Origin of the sequence: Methyloceanibacter stevinii, from assembly GCF_001723355.1 — a bacterium.
Taxonomy (GTDB): Bacteria; Pseudomonadota; Alphaproteobacteria; order Rhizobiales; family Methyloligellaceae; genus Methyloceanibacter; species Methyloceanibacter stevinii.
The window spans coordinates 1-16,696 of sequence record NZ_LPWE01000010.1; the positions used below are offsets into that span (position 1 = coordinate 1).

Annotated in this window: 16 protein-coding genes and 2 pseudogenes; 15 read left to right on the forward strand and 3 right to left on the reverse strand. The window is 62.5% G+C overall.

Going from position 1 to position 16,696, the window contains the following annotated elements; all coding sequences use genetic code 11:
- The 3 genes and pseudogenes from AUC70_RS03920 to AUC70_RS03930 form a co-directional block, all read right to left on the reverse strand.
- A pseudogene (locus AUC70_RS03920) lies at positions 1-1,742 on the reverse strand (2Fe-2S iron-sulfur cluster-binding protein); the annotation flags it as partial.
- The gene (locus AUC70_RS03925) at positions 1,714-2,010 is read right to left on the reverse strand and encodes a sarcosine oxidase subunit delta (protein WP_069443700.1); all 297 of its coding nucleotides are present in this window, start codon (positions 2,008-2,010) and stop codon (positions 1,714-1,716) included. The gene AUC70_RS03925 and the pseudogene AUC70_RS03920, both read right to left, overlap by 29 nt.
- Before the next feature lie 9 nt (positions 2,011-2,019).
- Positions 2,020-3,270, reverse strand: a complete 1,251-nt coding sequence (locus AUC70_RS03930) for a sarcosine oxidase subunit beta family protein (protein WP_069443701.1) — start codon at positions 3,268-3,270, stop codon at positions 2,020-2,022.
- Positions 3,271-3,522: 252 nt separating this feature from the next.
- Between AUC70_RS03930 and AUC70_RS03935 the strand changes: the two genes are divergently transcribed.
- The 15 genes and pseudogenes from AUC70_RS03935 (at position 3,523) to AUC70_RS03990 (ending at position 16,620) form a co-directional block, all read left to right on the forward strand.
- On the forward strand, positions 3,523-4,419 hold the full coding sequence (locus AUC70_RS03935; protein ID WP_342021954.1) for a GlxA family transcriptional regulator: 897 nt from the start codon (positions 3,523-3,525) through the stop codon (positions 4,417-4,419).
- Between the two features lie 96 nt (positions 4,420-4,515).
- A complete protein-coding gene (locus AUC70_RS03940) occupies positions 4,516-5,217 on the forward strand; it encodes a helix-turn-helix domain-containing protein (protein ID WP_069443702.1) in 702 nt (233 codons plus the stop codon).
- Positions 5,218-5,332: 115 nt separating this feature from the next.
- The gene (locus AUC70_RS03945) at positions 5,333-6,223 is read left to right on the forward strand and encodes a class II glutamine amidotransferase (RefSeq protein ID WP_069443703.1); all 891 of its coding nucleotides are present in this window, start codon (positions 5,333-5,335) and stop codon (positions 6,221-6,223) included.
- A gap of 2 nt (positions 6,224-6,225) precedes the next feature.
- The gene (locus tag AUC70_RS03950; protein WP_069443704.1) at positions 6,226-6,915 is read left to right on the forward strand and encodes a GltB/FmdC/FwdC-like GXGXG domain-containing protein; all 690 of its coding nucleotides are present in this window, start codon (positions 6,226-6,228) and stop codon (positions 6,913-6,915) included.
- Positions 6,915-8,237 (forward strand): FMN-binding glutamate synthase family protein, encoded by a 1,323-nt coding sequence (locus AUC70_RS03955; RefSeq protein ID WP_244505486.1) that lies wholly within the window; start codon positions 6,915-6,917, stop codon positions 8,235-8,237. The genes AUC70_RS03950 and AUC70_RS03955 overlap by 1 nt, the downstream gene beginning before the upstream one ends.
- Positions 8,238-8,297: 60 nt before the next feature.
- Entirely contained in the window at positions 8,298-9,602 is a 1,305-nt protein-coding gene (gene glnT / locus AUC70_RS03960) for a type III glutamate--ammonia ligase (RefSeq protein WP_069443705.1), read from the forward strand.
- Positions 9,603-9,619: 17 nt separating this feature from the next.
- On the forward strand, positions 9,620-10,102 hold the full coding sequence (locus AUC70_RS03965) for a GNAT family N-acetyltransferase (protein ID WP_069444117.1): 483 nt from the start codon (positions 9,620-9,622) through the stop codon (positions 10,100-10,102).
- Positions 10,103-10,154: 52 nt separating this feature from the next.
- A pseudogene (locus tag AUC70_RS17795) lies at positions 10,155-10,397 on the forward strand (GntR family transcriptional regulator); the annotation flags it as partial.
- Positions 10,316-10,882 (forward strand): FadR/GntR family transcriptional regulator, encoded by a 567-nt coding sequence (locus AUC70_RS17800; protein WP_083241234.1) that lies wholly within the window; start codon positions 10,316-10,318, stop codon positions 10,880-10,882. The pseudogene AUC70_RS17795 and the gene AUC70_RS17800, both read left to right, overlap by 82 nt.
- 125 nt (positions 10,883-11,007) lie before the next feature.
- Complete coding sequence (gene glnT / locus AUC70_RS03975; RefSeq protein WP_069443707.1) at positions 11,008-12,363, forward strand: type III glutamate--ammonia ligase; 1,356 nt, start codon at positions 11,008-11,010, stop codon at positions 12,361-12,363.
- Positions 12,364-12,602: 239 nt separating this feature from the next.
- A complete protein-coding gene (locus tag AUC70_RS18295; protein ID WP_280138215.1) occupies positions 12,603-13,103 on the forward strand; it encodes a hypothetical protein in 501 nt (166 codons plus the stop codon).
- Complete coding sequence (locus AUC70_RS03980; RefSeq protein WP_280138216.1) at positions 13,055-13,915, forward strand: ammonium transporter; 861 nt, start codon at positions 13,055-13,057, stop codon at positions 13,913-13,915. Before AUC70_RS18295 ends, AUC70_RS03980 begins: the two co-directional genes overlap by 49 nt.
- A gap of 39 nt (positions 13,916-13,954) precedes the next feature.
- A complete protein-coding gene (locus tag AUC70_RS17360) occupies positions 13,955-14,131 on the forward strand; it encodes a hypothetical protein (RefSeq protein WP_174202138.1) in 177 nt (58 codons plus the stop codon).
- 105 nt (positions 14,132-14,236) lie between these two features.
- A complete protein-coding gene (glnT, locus tag AUC70_RS03985) occupies positions 14,237-15,598 on the forward strand; it encodes a type III glutamate--ammonia ligase (RefSeq protein WP_083241235.1) in 1,362 nt (453 codons plus the stop codon).
- An 8-nt stretch (positions 15,599-15,606) separates the two neighbouring features.
- Positions 15,607-16,620, forward strand: a complete 1,014-nt coding sequence (locus AUC70_RS03990; protein WP_069443708.1) for an alpha/beta fold hydrolase — start codon at positions 15,607-15,609, stop codon at positions 16,618-16,620.
- Positions 16,621-16,696: the final 76 nt, after the last annotated feature.

Consider the following 16,696-nt stretch of genomic DNA (forward strand, 5'->3'; position numbering starts at 1 on the left):
GACCGGCGTGAAGGGAGGACGGAACGTCGTGGAGCCGACGCGCCGAGATGCGCCCCGTCGCCTCGGCCAGCACAGCCGCGCCATTGAGATTCGACGTCTTGCCCTGATCTGTCGCCATGCCGAGCGTGGTGTAGCGCTTGACGTGATCGGGCACGCGGAAGCCTTCCCGCGCCGCAAGCTTCACGTCGGAGGAGGCAACATCGTTCTGAAAATCGACGAACGCCTTGCCGCTTCTGCTTTCGACATACCAGACGGGCGTGGCCGGCCCACTGTTTTGGGTAGGCGCGGGACGGCTGGGCGCCGAGGGAGAGAATCCGCTTTCCTCTGCGGATCCGGCACCCGCCGCCTCCCCGCTTCCCAAACAGGCTTGCAAAGAGAATTGGCCCGCCGCCGCACCGGCGACGCGCATGCCTGGGGGAAGGCCACCGGGGACGAGGCATGATAGGGCTTCGTCCCACGCGGCTTGCCGCCCAGATGTGTCGTCAGGTTGAGCGCCGGGTTCCAACCTCCGGACACGGCCAGGAGATCGCACGGGACCGCCGTCGTGGCGCCTTGCGCATCCTTGACCCGTACGGACTTGATGCCATGGGCGCCGCTAACGCCGTCGATGATTCCGTTGACGTAGAGAGCCCCCGCCGCAGAGGCGACCTGTTCCGCCGCGGCGGAGCGCTGGGGCCGCGGATCGACGATGGCGCGCACGGCGACACCCGCATCGGCCAAATCTGTGGCCGTCCGCAGTGCATCGTGGTTGTCGGCGAAGATCACGGCGCTGCGGCCGGGCGTGACGCCGAAGCGATTGACGTAGGTTCGTACCGCGCCCGCCAGCATGACGCCGGGGCGGTCGTTGTCACCGAACACGATCGGCCGCTCGAACGCACCAGCGCAAAGGACAGATTGCTTGGCGACGATCCGCCAGAGGCGCTGCCGCGGCGTATGAGGTTCCGGCACGCGAAGGTGATCGCCGACGCGCTCGACAGCCGCATAGATTCCGCCGTCATAAACGCCGAAGACCGTCGTGCGCCGCAGGATACGGCAATTGGGAAGGCTTTCGAGTTCGGCAATCGCGGACTGCGCCCAGTCTTGCGTGGACTGACCGTCGATCTCACCGCGTTCCGCCAAGAGGCGGCCGCCGAGGGCAAAGTCCTCGTCGCACAGAATAACGCGCGCGCCTGCCCGCGCGGCTGCCAATGCCGCCGAAAGCCCGGCCGCGCCGGCACCGATGACGAGGACATCGCAGAACGCATTCATCTTCTCGTACGTGTCGGGGTCGGGCTCCTTCGATGGATAGCCGAGGCCGGCGGCCCGGCGGATCATCGGTTCGTAAAGTTTCTCCCAGAACGAGGCGGGCCACATGAAGGTCTTGTAGTAGAACCCGGCGCCGAAGATCGGCGAGGCCAACTGATTGACCGACAGAAGATCGTATTTCAGCGACGGCCAGCGGTTCTGGCTCGTGGCGTCCAGACCGTCGTAGAGCTCAATCGTGGTCGCACGCGTGTTCGGCTCGCGCCGCGCACCGGTGCGAAGCTCGACCAGCGCATTGGGTTCCTCGGATCCCGCGGTGAGGATGCCGCGCGGACGGTGATACTTGAACGACGCCCGACCAAACGAGTACCGTTGGCGAGAAGCGCCGAGGCCAACGTGTCGCCTGGATGCCCTTCAAACTGCTGTCCGTCGAAGCGGAACGACACCGTCTTGCCGTGGTCGACAAGCCCCTTACCCGACAGTCGATTGATCTGACTCATCGTTCCCGCGCTCTTTCGCCGCGCGTTCGACGGCAACGATTTCGTGGGTGGTGGTGTCGCGCGTCACTTCAAGCCAGGCGTGGCAGCCCGCGCTGTGGTGCCAAAGCTCCTTGTGGAGACCGGCCGGATTGTCGCGAAGGTACACGTAATCGATCCAGGCATCCCGCGCGGTCTCTTCGATGCTTTCGGGCCGCTTCACGGTCGCATCGCCGCGATAGGTGAACTCTTCCAGGTTGCGCGCGCCGCAATAGGGACAGGTGATCCGCATAGCCCTTCCTCAGTGCAAATTCGGTTGGGCGCCCATGCCCTTTTCGTCGATCACGCGGCCCGAGGCGAAACGATCGAAGCGATAGGCTGTGGCGAAGGGATGAGACTGACCGGTGGCGATGAGATGGGCGAAGCACCATCCAGCGGCAGGCGTGGCCTTGAAGCCGCCGTAGCACCAGCCGCCGTTGAAATAGAGCCCGTCGATATGGGTTTGGTCGATGATGGGCGAGCCATCCATCGACATGTCGAGCAGACCGCCCCAGGACCGGAGGACCCGCAGCCGCCCGATCGCGGGGATCAGCGCCATGCCGCCCTCGGCGACGTCTTCGACAACAGGCAGGTTCCCGCGCTGGGCGTAGGTGTTGTAGCCGTCAATATCGCCGCCAAAAACGAGACCGCCCTTGTCGGACTGGCTGCAATAGAAATGGCCCGCGCCGAAGGTGATCACCGTATCGAGCAGCGGCTTGATGCCTTCGGTGACGAAGGCCTGCAGCACGTGGGCCTCGATGGGTAGACGCATCCCCGCCATCTCGCCGACGCGCGAAGAACTGCCCGCGACGGACAGCGCGACCTTCTTGGCGCCGATGAAACCCTTCTCGGTCTCCACGCCGACGATGCGACCGTTCTCGATCCGGAATCCCGTCGCCGCGCAGTTCTGGATGATGTCCACGCCGTGCTGATCCGCGGACCGCGCATAACCCCAGACCACCGCGTCATGACGCACCGTGCCGCCGCGCGGCTGATACAGGCCGCCCTTTATGGGAAAGCGTGCGTTCTCGAAATCAACGAACGGCACCAGAGCCCGGACTTGCTCCTTGTCGAGCAACTCGGCATCGGCGCCATGAAAGCGCATGGCATTGCCGCGCCGGACGAATGAATCGCGCTGCCCGTCGGAGTGAAAGACGTTCAGCACGCCGCGCTGGCTTACCATGGCGTTGTAGTTGATATCCTGCTCCAGCCCTTCCCAGAGCTTCATCGACCATTCGTAGAAGGGCTCGTTGCCGGGCAGGAGGTAGTTGGACCGGACAATGGTCGTGTTGCGCCCCACATTGCCCGACCCGAGATAGGACTTCTCGATCACGGCGACATTCGTGATGCCGTGTACCTTGGCCAAGTAGTGCGCCGTGGCGAGTCCGTGCCCACCGCCACCGACGATGACCACGTCGTAGGACGGCTTCGGTTCCGGCTCGCGCCAGACCGGTTTCCAGTTCCGGTTGCCGGTCAGTGCATTCGCGAAGAGGCTGGCGAGTGAGTAACGCATGAGCGCAACTGTGCGCGAAGGCGTTTTTGCTGATTGACATTTTACGACATGTGCTTGAGCTTTCCCGCCTTTGGGGGGTTACGACTTTGGAGATAGTCGCAAAGGCGGCCGCGATGGGTCAGCATACAGTGCTTCAACTCCCGCAACCAAAGGCGCGCAGTTCGCTCGCGCGCAACACGGTTCGAGATGTCTAATGACTCGTGAGAGCTCGAGCACAACTGTCGGCTTCTTGCTCGTCCCCGGCTTCGCCTCATGTCCTACACGGCGGCGATCGAGCCCTTGCGCGCCGCGAACCTTCTATCCGGGGAAACCCTGTATCGCTGGTGGCATGCGGCCCCGTCGGGCGACCCCGTCTCGGCGTCGAACGGCGTGGCGGTCATCCCGGATTGCGGCACGCGCACCGAACGAACCGCCGACATCGTCTTTGTATGCGCGGGCGGCAACCCGGCGACCTTCAGCGACCGGACGACGTTTTCTTGCCTTCGCCGGCTGGCACGTAAGGGCACGACACTAGGAGGCATCTCGGGCGGTCCGTTCCTCCTGGCGCGCGCCGGGCTGTTGGACGATCGCCGGGCGACGCTGCATTGGGAGCACCTGCCCGCCTTTCGCGAGGCTTTCCCCCACGTGACCGTGGTGCCGTCCCTCTTCGAGATCGACGGGAACCGCATCACCTGTTCGGGCGGCATATCGGCGCTCGACATGATGGTGGCGCTGATCGAGCGGGACCACGGGCGTCCTCTGGCGGCGGCTGTCGGCGACTGGTTCCTGCACACTCACATTCGCGAGGGCTACGGGCCGCAGCGTCTCGACCTGCGCTACCGTCTTGGCATCGCGGACGAGAAGGTGCTGCGCGTCTTGGGCGTGATGGAGATGAATCTCGAACAACCGGTGCCCCGCGACGAGCTCGCCCAAGAAGCCGGAATCTCGCTCAGGCAGCTTGAGCGGCTGTTCCATGAATATGTGGGCCACGGCATTCATCAGCATTATCGCTGGTTGAGGCTGGAACGGGCCCGTCACCTCTTGCGCGAGACGTCGCTGCCTGTCCTCGACGTCGCGCTCGCTACCGGTTTCGGCTCCGCCAGCCAATTTTCCCGGGCTTACGCCCAAACGTTCGGGGAACCGCCCAGCCGGACACGAACGCTTACGTAGCAGTCGCGCCGGTCAAACGATTGGTGCTAGAGTTTTGCGCTGTCGGGAGATTTCGGCTTTCGGCAAGCTCGTCCATGAGCGCCACGGAGGGGAGCGATGGCATCACGACTGACTTCAAAGGAACTCCGCGCGCGCACCCAGACGAGAAAGAAGCCGGCCGCGCGTAGCGAACCCGCCAAGCCACCCGCGCCCGTTGCCTCGGTTACAGGGTCTAACGCTCCCTCGACCGATCTCAACCTCGAGGCGTCCATCGGCCGCCGGGTCCGCGCGCTGCGTCAGCGGCTTCAGCTCACCGCGACCGATCTGGCCGCGCAGGCCGGCCTCTCGCCGGGCATGTTGTCCAAGATCGAGAACGGCGGCCGTCCCCCTCGCCTCTCGACGCTGAGGGCGCTCGCGGAGGCGCTCCACGTCCCCATGACGAGCTTCTTCGCCGATTTCGAGGAACGGCGCGATTGCTCCTTTGTGCCTGCGGGCCAAGGTGTCCGGATCGAGCGGCGCGGAACCAAAGCGGGCCACCACTACGAACTTTTGGGCCACTCCCTCGCCGGCGACATCGTCGTGGAGCCCTATTTGATCCGGCTCAGCAAGGACGCCAGCACCTACACGCAGTTCCAGCATGACGGGATGGAGTTCATTTTTATGCTCACCGGCAAGGTCGTTTACCGTCATGCAGACAAGCTCTACCCGCTGGGGCCCGGAGACTCACTTTTCTTCGACGCAGGCGCGCTCCATGGGCCGGAAGAACTTGTCACGACTCCAATGACTTACCTCTCGATCATCGTCTACCCGCGCCAATAGGCTGTCTCCCACACAGCTCTTGAATTTCCTCTTAGGAAAAATTATTTCTTGCTGGTTGACGCCGGCAGGCGCTTTGTCGCATGCTGGCTGCAGTAGAAAACTGGAGCACGATCACATGTGTGGGATTGTTGGATTATTCATAAAAGACCCCGCTCTCGAACCTGAGCTTGGCCGCCTGACGGCGCGCATGCTCGAGACGATGACGGGGCGTGGGCCCGATAGCGCCGGTTTCGCCGTGTATGGCGAAGGTGAGGAAGGCCGGACCAAGATTACGCTGCGCGGTACGTCCGCCGACGCCATTCGCGAGACCGTCTCGAACATCGAGAAAGCCTTTTCGGACGCGAGCGCGGTGCTGCATGACACCCATGCGGTCGTCTCGATCCCGGACGAGGCCGAGCACCGCCTCGACGAGTGGCTGGCGACCGAGAGCCCCGACACCGAGGTCGTGGGCCGCGGCAACCGCATGGAGATCTTCAAGGAAGTGGGCCTGCCGGCCGATGTGGCGGCCCGCTTCGGGCTCGCCACGATGCGGGGCACCCATGCCATTGGCCATACCCGCATGGCGACCGAGTCCGCCGTCACCACCAATGGCGCGCACCCCTACTCGACCGGCGACGACCAGTGCCTGGTCCACAACGGATCGCTCTCGAACCACAACAACCTTCGCCGCGAACTTCGCCGCGATGGAATGACGTTCGAGACGGAGAACGACACGGAAGTGGCAGCCGGCTATCTGACCCACCGCATGCACGAGGGGCTCTCCCTCGGCGACGCGCTGGAAGTGGGTCTCGAGGACCTGGACGGCTTCTACACCTTTGTCGTCGGCACCGAGAACGGCTTTGGCGTGCTGCGCGACGGCATCGCCTGCAAGCCGGCGGTCATGGCCGAAACCGATCAATACGTCGCCTTCGGATCCGAATACCGGGTTCTCGCGGACTTGCCGGGCATCGGCGACGCGCGGATCTGGGAGCCGGAGCCCGCCACTGTTTACTTCTGGGAGCGCTGAGAATGCCGGAAATCGATCTTGGCGTTACGCCACTAAGAGAACTCAACGGGGCGCTGCACAAGCTCCCCAAGGACACGAATGAAACGCATTGGGTCATTGAGAACCCAGCCGGTCAGCATGCCATCGCGGCCGGTCTCGACGCACCACTGAATGTCGAGATCAACGGTCCCGTGGGCTACTACTGCGCGGGCATGAACAAGCTTGCGACTGTGCAGGTTCGCGGGAATGCGGGCGTCGGCGTCGCCGAAAACATGATGAGCGGCTTCGTGCATGTGAGCGGCGATGCGAGCCAAGCCGCCGGCGCCACGGGTCGCGGCGGGCTCCTGCGGATCGACGGCAACGCGTCCTCGCGCTGCGGCATCTCGATGAAGGGTATCGACATCGTGGTGAAAGGATCCGTCGGCCACATGAGCGCCTTCATGGGGCAGTCGGGCAATCTCGTCGTGTTTGGCGAAGCAGGTGATGCTCTTGGGGACTCGATCTACGAAGCCCGGCTGTTTGTCCGGGGCGGCGTCAAGAGTCTCGGTGCGGACTGTATAGAGAAAGAAATGAGAGACGAGCACAAGGCCACCGTTCACGACATCCTGACCAAGGCCGGATTCAACGGCGAAATCGATCCATCCGAATTCAAGCGGTACGGTTCGGCTCGCCAGCTCTACAACTTCAATGTCGATCACGCTGGGGAATACTAATGGACGCGACACCGATTACGACACCGCGCAAGTCCGCGACGTTCGACGACTACACGCTGTCTGAGATTCGCCGGGCGGCAGCCAGCGGCATTTACGACATTCGCGGCGGCGGCGCGAAGCGCAAACTGCCGAACTTCGACGATCTGCTCTTTCTGGGCGCCTCGATGAGTCGATATCCGCTCGAGGGCTACCGCGAAAAATGCTCGACGGATGTGTGGCTTGGAACGCGGTTTGCGCAAAAGCCAATTCACCTCAAAATCCCTGTTACGATCGCCGGCATGAGCTTCGGCTCGCTGTCCGCGCAAGCCAAGGAATCCCTTGGCCGCGGCGCCAGCAAGATGGGTACATCGACGACGACGGGCGACGGCGGCATGACGGAGGAAGAAAGAGGACATTCCTCTATTCTCGTCTATCAGCTTCTGCCCTCCCGCTACGGCATGAACCCGGACGATCTGCGCCGTGCAGATGCGATCGAGGTCGTCATCGGCCAAGCGGCGAAGCCTGGTGGCGGCGGCATGTTGCTCGGCCAGAAGATCTCCGATCGCGTGGCCGAGATGCGGACCTTGCCAAAGGGCATCGATCAGCGCTCTGCCTGCCGTCACCCCGACTGGACGGGCCCCGACGATCTTGAAATCAAGATTCAGGAACTGCGGGAAATCACCGACTGGCAGAAGCCTATCTACATCAAGGTTGGCGGCTCCCGTCCCTACTACGACACCGCGCTTGCGGTGAAGTCAGGGGCCGACGTGGTGGTGCTCGACGGCATGCAAGGCGGCACCGCGGCAACGCAGGAAGTGTTCATCGAGCATATCGGCCTGCCCCTGCTCGGCGCGATCCGCCCGGCGGTCCAAGCCCTGCAGGACTTGGGCATGCATCGCAAAGTGCAACTGATCGTGTCCGGCGGCATTCGCTCGGGCGCGGACGTTGCCAAGGCACTCGCACTCGGCGCGATGCCGTCGCCATCGGAACGGCTGCGCTCGTGGCGATCGGTGACAACGATCCAGCCTTTGAAGAAGAGTACCAGCGCTTGGCACAACGGCCGGCGCCTACGACGACTGGCACGAGGCAATTGCCCGGCCGGCATCAGCACTCAGAACCCGGAACTGGCCAAGCGGCTCGATCCCCAACTGGGTGGACGCCGGCTGGCCAACTATCTCTCGGTCTTGACACTCGAAGCCCAGACCATCGCGCGGGCTTGCGGCAAGAGCCACGTCCACAACCTCGAGCCTGAGGATCTTGTGGCCCTCACCGTCGAGGCCGCTGCCATGGCTCAGGTGCCTCTGGCGGGAACGACATGGATTCCGGGACTGACCGACAAATAGGTTGAACACACATTCAGAGGCTCGCATTTGCGGGCCTCTTTTCATCTGAAAGGGACGATAATGGCGATCGATCTTGCGAAAGAGGCCCAGGACCGGGGCATCAAATATTTCCTTATCTCATTTGTTGATTTGTTCGGAACTTTGCGCGCCAAACTGGCCCCGGCCAGTGCCATCTCGGATATGGCGCAGGAAGGCGCCGGATTTGCCGGATTTGCGAGCTGGCTCGACATGACGCCGGCGCATCCGGATATGCTGGCCATTCCGGATCCGGAAAGCCTCATACAACTTCCTTGGAAACCTGAAGTCGGCTGGCTTGCCGCCGACCCCTACATGAACGGCAAACCTGTCGAACAAGCCCCCCGCAACATCCTGAAGCGCCTGCTCAAGAAGGCGGAGGATGCCGGATACACGATGAAGAGCGGCGTGGAGCCGGAATACTTCCTCGTCAGTGCCGACGGCGAGGCTCTCAGCGACGCCGGCGACACTCAAGCCAAGCCTTGTTACGATCAATCGGCGTTGATGCGCCGCTTCGACGTGGTCCGAGAGATTTGCGACTGCATGCTGGAACTCGGCTGGGGGCCGTATCAGAACGACCATGAGGACGCGAATGGCCAGTTCGAAATGAACTGGGATTTCGCCGACGCTCTGACCACCGCGGACCGCATGGTGTTCTTCAAATATATGGTGAAGGCCATTGCCGAGAAGCACGGCATCCGCGCGACCTTCATGCCGAAGCCGTTCGCCCACCTCACGGGCAATGGCTGCCACATGCATTTGTCCATGTGGAAGGGCGACACGAACCTGTTCAAAGATTCCGATGATGCGCTTGGCCTCTCCAAGGACGCTTACAACTTCATCGGCGGCCTGATCGACCATGCGGACGAGATCTGCTCGATCACCAATCCCACGGTCAACTCTTACAAGCGCATCAATGCGCCGGTCACGTCGTCAGGTGCGACCTGGGCGCCCAACACGGTGACCTTCGCCGGCAACAACCGCACGCACATGATCCGCGTGCCCGGCGGCGGCCGGTTCGAGTTCCGGCTCGCCGATGGTGCGACGAATGCCTATCTGTTCCCCGCCGTGATCCTGGCCAGCGGCCTCGATGGCATCGCCAACAAATCCGATCCGGGCAAGCCGCTCGACATCGACATGTATGCGGAGGGTTACAAGGCGCCCGCCAACGTCAAGAAGCTGCCGCTCAACCTTCTCGACGCCCTTCGGCTTACCGACGGCTCGGCGATGTTGCGGCGCGAACTCGGCGACGAGTTCGTGAACGCTTACGTCAAACTGAAGATGAAGAACTGGAACGAGTTCTCGCGCGAACTCACAAGCTGGGAGCGGGCCGACTCGCTCGATTGCTAGTGGCGGATGTCGCAGAGATCGTGATCCGTGATCCGGACCCGCGCGATGAGGCGGCTTGGCGCCGCCTCTGGTCCGGCTACACCGAGTTCTACCAAGTCGATGTGCCCGAGGCGGTGACCGCCCTCACCTGGTCCCGCATTCTCGATCCGGATGGTCCGGTGTTCGCGCGCATCGCGGAGATGGACGGCAAGATCGCAGGCTTTGCGATTTCCACTCTTCACCCCTCGACCTGGACGGCCGGGCCGAACTGCTATCTCGAGGATCTCTTCGTCGATCAGAACGTGCGTGGCCACGGCGTGGGGGGCGCGCTGATCGACGACCTCCTCCGGCTTGCCGAAAAGAAGGGCTGGGACCGGCTCTATTGGCATACGGACGCGGGGAACGAGACCGCCCGGGCGCTCTACGACCGCTACACGAAAGCCGACAACTTCGTGCGCTACCGCATTCCCCTAAGCGACTATATCGAATGGGGTAATAGCGAGCGCGATGCGATCGGCTAGACTTGTGGCGAAGCAGCCCGCCGAACCGGGCTTGCAGCAAGGAGCTTCTTGAGTGAACCCGCAATCGAACGACGACACCGAGCTCCCGGTCCCGCAAGCCCCCAAGCGTCCGTCCGGCGTCAAGATCGTCTCTGCGTACCTACAGCGTGCGATCGAGACGGGCGCCTACTCGCAAGGCGAGCGCCTTCCTGCTGAACGACAGCTGGCCCAGACATTCAACACGGCGCGCTCGACCGTGCGGCGGGCGCTCGACAAGCTGGAAAAGGCAGGCCTCGTCTCGCGGCGTCTCGGCAGCGGGACGTTCGTCGGCGCGGCCCCTCAGTCGAGCGGCTCACTGCTGGATTTCATCGGCGGGCTGACGCCGCTGGACCTGATCGCGCCCGTGCCGCCGTCGAACCCTTTACCGCACGGCTTGCCGCAGAGCACGCCGATGCCGGGACGATCGAGGACTTGGAGGGTGTTCTGGAAAGCGCGGGCGCCACTCGCGACCAAGACGACTTCTCGAAATGGGATGGAGAGTTCCATCTCCTTCTGGCCCAGGCTTCGGCCAATCCGTTTCTGATCCACGTCTTCCGGCAGATCAACCACGTTCGCCTCAACGCGCAATGGGGTGCGATGAAGGCCAACATCCTCATGCCGGAGGCCATCGCGGAATATAATCGTCAGCATAGAGCCGTTCTCGACGCCATCGAGTCGCGCGACCCGTTGCTCGCGCAAAAGCGTATGGCCGAGCACCTGGAAAGTGCGCGAAACGACCTCTTGAAGGCTCTCAATCCCTAGTCGCTGAGAACGAGCCGCGACACAGTGCGGCATAAGAGGCTTGCCACGACAAAACCTCTTACACATCCTCGCTCCATTGCTAGCATTCACGCACCTTGGTTCAGTGTCAGCAACGGGAGAACAGCATGTCGTCCACGCCTACAGAGCTCGAAACACTCCACCGTCAACTGAGCAACAAAGGTGTGGAGTACATGATGGCGAGCTTCTCCGACATGCATGGCGTGTCGAAGACCAAGATGGTGCCTCTTTCCCATCTCGAACAAATGCTGGCCGGGTCGGAGCTCTATACGGGCGCGGCCCTCGATGGCGTACCACAGGACGTGAGCGACGAGGAAGTCTCAGCCCGGCCGGACCCCGCATCGTGCATCATCCTCCCTTGGCAGCCCGACGTGGCCTGGTTCGCAAGCAATCTCTGGTGTGAGGGCAAGCCCTTCGAGGCCTGCAGCCGGAACATCCTGACGCGCGCGACGCAGGCGGCCGCGGATCTGGGCCTCGTCATGAATCTCGGCATGGAGGCTGAATTTTACGTGTTGAAGGACACGGAGAACGGCCCCGTCACAGTGTCCGATCGCGATACGCTCGATAAGCCCTGCTATGACGGCTACGGCGTTCTCGACAACCTGCATTGGCTCTCGGAACTCGTGAGCGCCATGGATGACCTCGGCTGGGACGTCTACTCCTTCGACCACGAAGACGGCAACGGGCAGTTCGAACTGGATTTCAGCTACGCCGATGCGATGACCATGGCGGACCGCTTCGTCTTCCTGCGCATGATGTCGAACGCGATCGCCCGCAAGCACGGTTATTTCGCTTCGTGGATGCCGAAACCCTTCGCCAATCGCACCGGGTCCGGCGCCCACTACAACATGTCGCTCGCGAGCCTGGAGACGGGCGAAAATCTCTTCAAGGACGATCAGGATCCGCGCGGATGCGGACTTTCGAAGCTTGGCTACCAGTTCGTCGCCGGCGTGTTGCGGCATTTGCCTGCAATCAGTGCAGTCGTCTCGCCGACGGTGAACAGCTACAAGCGCCTCATCAAGCAAGGCTCCATGTCCGGCTCGACTTGGGCGCCGGTCTTCGTGTGCTACGGCAACAACAACAGAACGAACGCTTTGCGCATTCCGCTCGGCGGAGGGCGTGTTGAATTGCGGGCGGCCGACTCGGCCAACAATCCCTATTTGGGGGCCGCAATGATCCTCAGTGCGGGGCTGGAGGGCATCCGCGAAGAGCTCGATCCCGGCGAGCCGCACACCGAGAACATGTACAACAAGTCCCCGGCGGAGTTGCAGGAAATGGGTATCGCCCTTCTCCCCCGCACGCTCGAAGAAGCGATCGACGCTTTCGAAGCGGACCCGTTCTCACGAACGGTCATGGGCGAGGAGATGTTCAAGTCCTACGCAACTTTCCGCCGCGAGGAGTGGGATGCCTATCACAACCACATCTCCGACTGGGAACGCGACCGCTACCTGAAGTTCTTTTAGTCCGCGTACGGCGTGTCAATCCTTAGGCAGTTCGCTGCCTGCGAAATCAGCAAGCGATGCAGCAATCTTGGCCCACTTTGGGCAAGCCGTTGATTCGCGCACGCTCTTTGGCCTGGCACACTCTTTGCTCCCGTAAATGCTCGTAAATTCTGTTTCCTGCGCGGAAATGGGATGTCGCTGCGCAAAGCGGCAATCGGCCTGGAAAAACAGGCCTTTGTGCTTCGAAGGGGGTGTTGCTGATGGAACAGCAAATAGCGGAACTAACAAAGTCGAGCGGTATGCTCGGCACAGTCGACGTAGAAATCTTCTACTGGTGGTGTACGGCGATCATGATCTGCATTCATGCAGGTTTTCTCGCCTACGAGATGGGGGCGTCGCGGGCCAAGAACGTGCTCGCATCCGGCGTGAAGAACATTCTCGCCTTTGCCTTCATCGTCCCCACGTTCTTCTTCTTCGGTTGGTGGATCTATCTCGCCTTCCCCAACGGCTTCATTCCCGTCGCAGACGGCAATGTGGGCCTGCCGTGGGCGCCGGAGATGGGACCGAACCTGCAGGACAATGCGACGGGCGTCTTCTGGGCTGCCTTCGTCCTGTTCGCGGCAACGACCGCGTCGGTGTTCTCGGGTGCTGTGATCGAGCGCATTCGCGTTTCGGCGTTCGTGATATTGGCGATCGTGCTGGGCTCCGGGGCGTGGATCCTCGCCGCGTCTTGGGGATGCATCCGGACGGCTGGCTCCTGAAGAAATTCGGCTACCATGATGTTGGCTGTGCCGGCCTCATCCACGTTGTCGCCGGCTTCTTCGCCCTTGGCGTCTTGATCAATCTCGGGCCGCGTATCGGGAAGTACAACGAGGACGGGACGGCGAATGAGCTCCTGCCGCACAACGTTCCAATGGTGCTGATCGGACTGATGCTCATCATCGTCGGTTTCTTCGGCTTCCTCGGCGGCTGTGCGATCCTCAATCCGGGTGCCCAGTGGACCAACATCTACGGTCAGCCCATGACGCTGTCGGCCTATGGCTTCAACACGCTGATGTGCTTCTCGGGTGGCATCATCGGAGCCTGGATCACCACGCGCGATCCGTTCTGGATGATGTCCGGCGCGCTTGCCGGCATCTTCGTGGCGGCCGCGGGCCTCGACCTTTGGTATCCGCCTCTGGCCTTCCTTCTGGGCATCGTCGGCGGCGTGATCATAAAGCCCGGCAACGACTTCCTGGTCAAAATGGGTATCGACGATTCCGTCGGCGCGGTTTCCGTGCACGGCTTCTCCGGCATTCTCGGGGTTCTGGCCGTCGGCATCTTCGCCTCCGGTTTCCCTGGACCAGGCGATGCTCCGGCGACGTCCTTCATGGGGCAGCTCGTCGGTGTGATCGTGATGATGCTGTGCGGGTTCGTTCCCGGCTATCTCGTCTCACTCCTTCTCAAGTCCGTGGGCATCTTGCGGGTGCCGGACGAAGTGCAGGAGATCGGGCTCGACCTGGCGGAAATTCCCGCCAAGGCCTACCCGGAAGCGGCGGGATACAAGAGTGCAACCCTGGCGCCGGCCGAATAGCCGACCGGCTCGTTACGCAAAGTTTGAAAGGAGAAATCAATGGACAGTAGTCCGATCACAACCTGGGAAGGGGCTGGCGCCTACTTCACCTTCGCGGACATGCCGGGAGTGCTTTACCTGATCCTGGCCCTAGCGGTGATCGCTTGCTTCGGCACGATCGTCATGGCCGCAAAACACGAAACCGAAGCCTTCGAGAAGATCAAAGGCAAAGACTGAGTTAGCCCACCGAAGCGGCGAACCCCGTTGGCCCCTTTTGGGTTGGCGGGGTTCGTCGTGAGGGGCCAAGAACACACGACAAACACTGACGGAGAGGAACTTCCATTGGACGAGCACGCGCCGGAGAGCACAGCAAAGCTTGAGCAGGTTCTTGCGAACAAGGGCGTCAAATATTTGATGGCCAGTTTTTCCGACATGCACGGCGTGTCGAAGACGAAAATCGTCCCGCTCGATCATATCGGCCAGATGCTGGCCGGCTCAGAACTCTATACGGGCGCGGCGCTGGACGGCGTCCCGCAGGACGTCAGCGACGAGGAAGTGTCGGCCCATCCGGACCCCGCCTCCTGCACGATCCTGCCCTGGCAGCCCGACGTCGCCTGGCTCGCCAGCGACCTGTGGTGCGAGGGCGAGCCCTTCGAGCCTTGCTCCCGCAACATCCTCAAGCGCCAGATCGAGGCTGCGGCGGAATTGGGATTTGCGATGAAGTTCGGCATGGAGGCCGAGTTCTTCGTGTTCAAGGACACGGAGAACGGCGGCTACGAACCGCTCTCGGCGCTCCCTCATCTGGACAAGCCCGCCTACGACGCCACCCGGCTGCTGGACAATCTTCCCTGGCTCTCCGACCTCGTGGACGCGATGAACGGCCTCGGCTGGGGCGTGTATTCGTTCGACCACGAGGATGGCATCGGCCAGTTCGAGATCGACTTCAATTACGCCGACGCCCTGACCATGGCGGACCGTTACGTCTTCTTCCGCTTCATGGCGAATTCGATCGCACGACAGCACGGCGCGTTCGCGACATTCATGCCCAAGCCCCTCGGCGACCGCGCAGGCTCCGGCGCCCATTTCAACATGTCCCTGGCGGACACCGAGACCGGCGAAAATCTCTTTGCCTCACCGAGCGATGCCCGCGGCAACAAGCTGTCCCAGCTGGGCTACCATTTTCTCGGTGGGTTGCTCCGCCATGTTCCGGCGATCTGCGCTGTGTGCTCGCCCATGGTCAACAGCTACAAGCGGCTGATCAAACAGGGATCGATGTCGGGCTTTACATGGGCGCCCGTCTTCGCCTGCTACGGCAACAACAACCGCACCAACTCCTTGCGCATCCCACTGGCAGGCGGCCGCGTCGAGCTGCGGCCTGCCGATAGCTCCTGCAACCCCTATCTCGGCGCGCGCTGGCGCTGGCGGCAGGGCTGGAGGGCATCCGGGAGAAGATCGATCCCGGCGAACCCTACCGGGAGAACATGTACCGCAAGACGCCGGAGGAGCTGGACGCACTGGGCGGTGAAGCTCCTCCCCCGCACGCTGGAAGAGGCCGTGGACGCGTTCGAGGCCGACCCTCTGACCAAACAGGTCTTCGGTCCCGCCATGCATGAGGCCTGGATCGACTTCAAAAGAGACGAATGGTCGAGCTATCATAACCACGTCTCCGATTGGGAGCGGGACCGCTACCTCAAATTCTTCTAGAGTGCATTGTGTCCAAGGCTGAGATTTCAGAGCTCGTTGCCGACCTCGAACTGCAAGGGGGCGAACCGTTTCCCGATGCCCGGCTGGTCTACAAGACCTACGGCGCGCTGAACGCGGATCGCTCCAACGCGATCCTGTTTCCCACCCGCTTCGGGGGCACGCACGAGCAGAATGAATTCATGATCGGCCCGGGCCGCGCGCTCGACCCCGAGCACTACTTCATCATCGTGCCCAACATGTTCGGCAACGGCGTCTCCTCGTCGCCGACCAACACGCCGGCCCCTTTTGGCGGCGGCGGCTTTCCGGACATCACCATCTACGACAATGTGCGGCAACAGCACCGGTTGATGACCGAGGTGCTCGGCATCGAGCAGTTCGCCATGGTGGTCGGCTGGTCCATGGGCGCCCAGCAAGCCTTCCAATGGGCCGCACTCTATCCGCAGATGGTGCCGCGCCTCGCCTGCCTATGCGGGACAGCCAAGACGACGGACCACAATCGCGTGTTCCTCGAAAGTCTGCGCGCGGCGATCGAGGCCGACAGCCTGTTCCAAGACGGCCACTACGACGCGCCGCCGCTCGGCGGCCTGAGGGCGGTTGGACGCATCTACGCGGGCTGGGCCTATTCGCAGGATTGGTACCGTGCCAAAGGGTATCGAGCACTCGGCTTCGAGACCTTCGACGACTACATCACTGGCTACTGGGACGCGCTCTACAAAGAGCGCGACGCCAACAACATCATGGCCATGACGTGGACCTGGATCCACAACGACATCAGCGCCAACGACCGGTTCCAGGGCGACCTCGGCGCGGCGCTCGCGGCGATCACCGCCAACACGGTGCTGATGCCCTGCATGACAGACCTGTATTTCCGGACGGCCGACAGCGAGGACGAGTTGCAGCATCTCCCGAGCGGCCGCCTCCTGGAGATTCCTTCGATCTGGGGACATATGAGCGCGGCGGGACAGAACGAGCCCGACACGCAGTTCATCGACCAAGTCTTGAAAGACCTGCTGGCCTCGTAGTCGCGCCGCCGTTCCCCCGCATCCGGGGCCATTCGCGGGCGGTGCGCGTTAACGCTACCCACCGATAGCGCCGGCA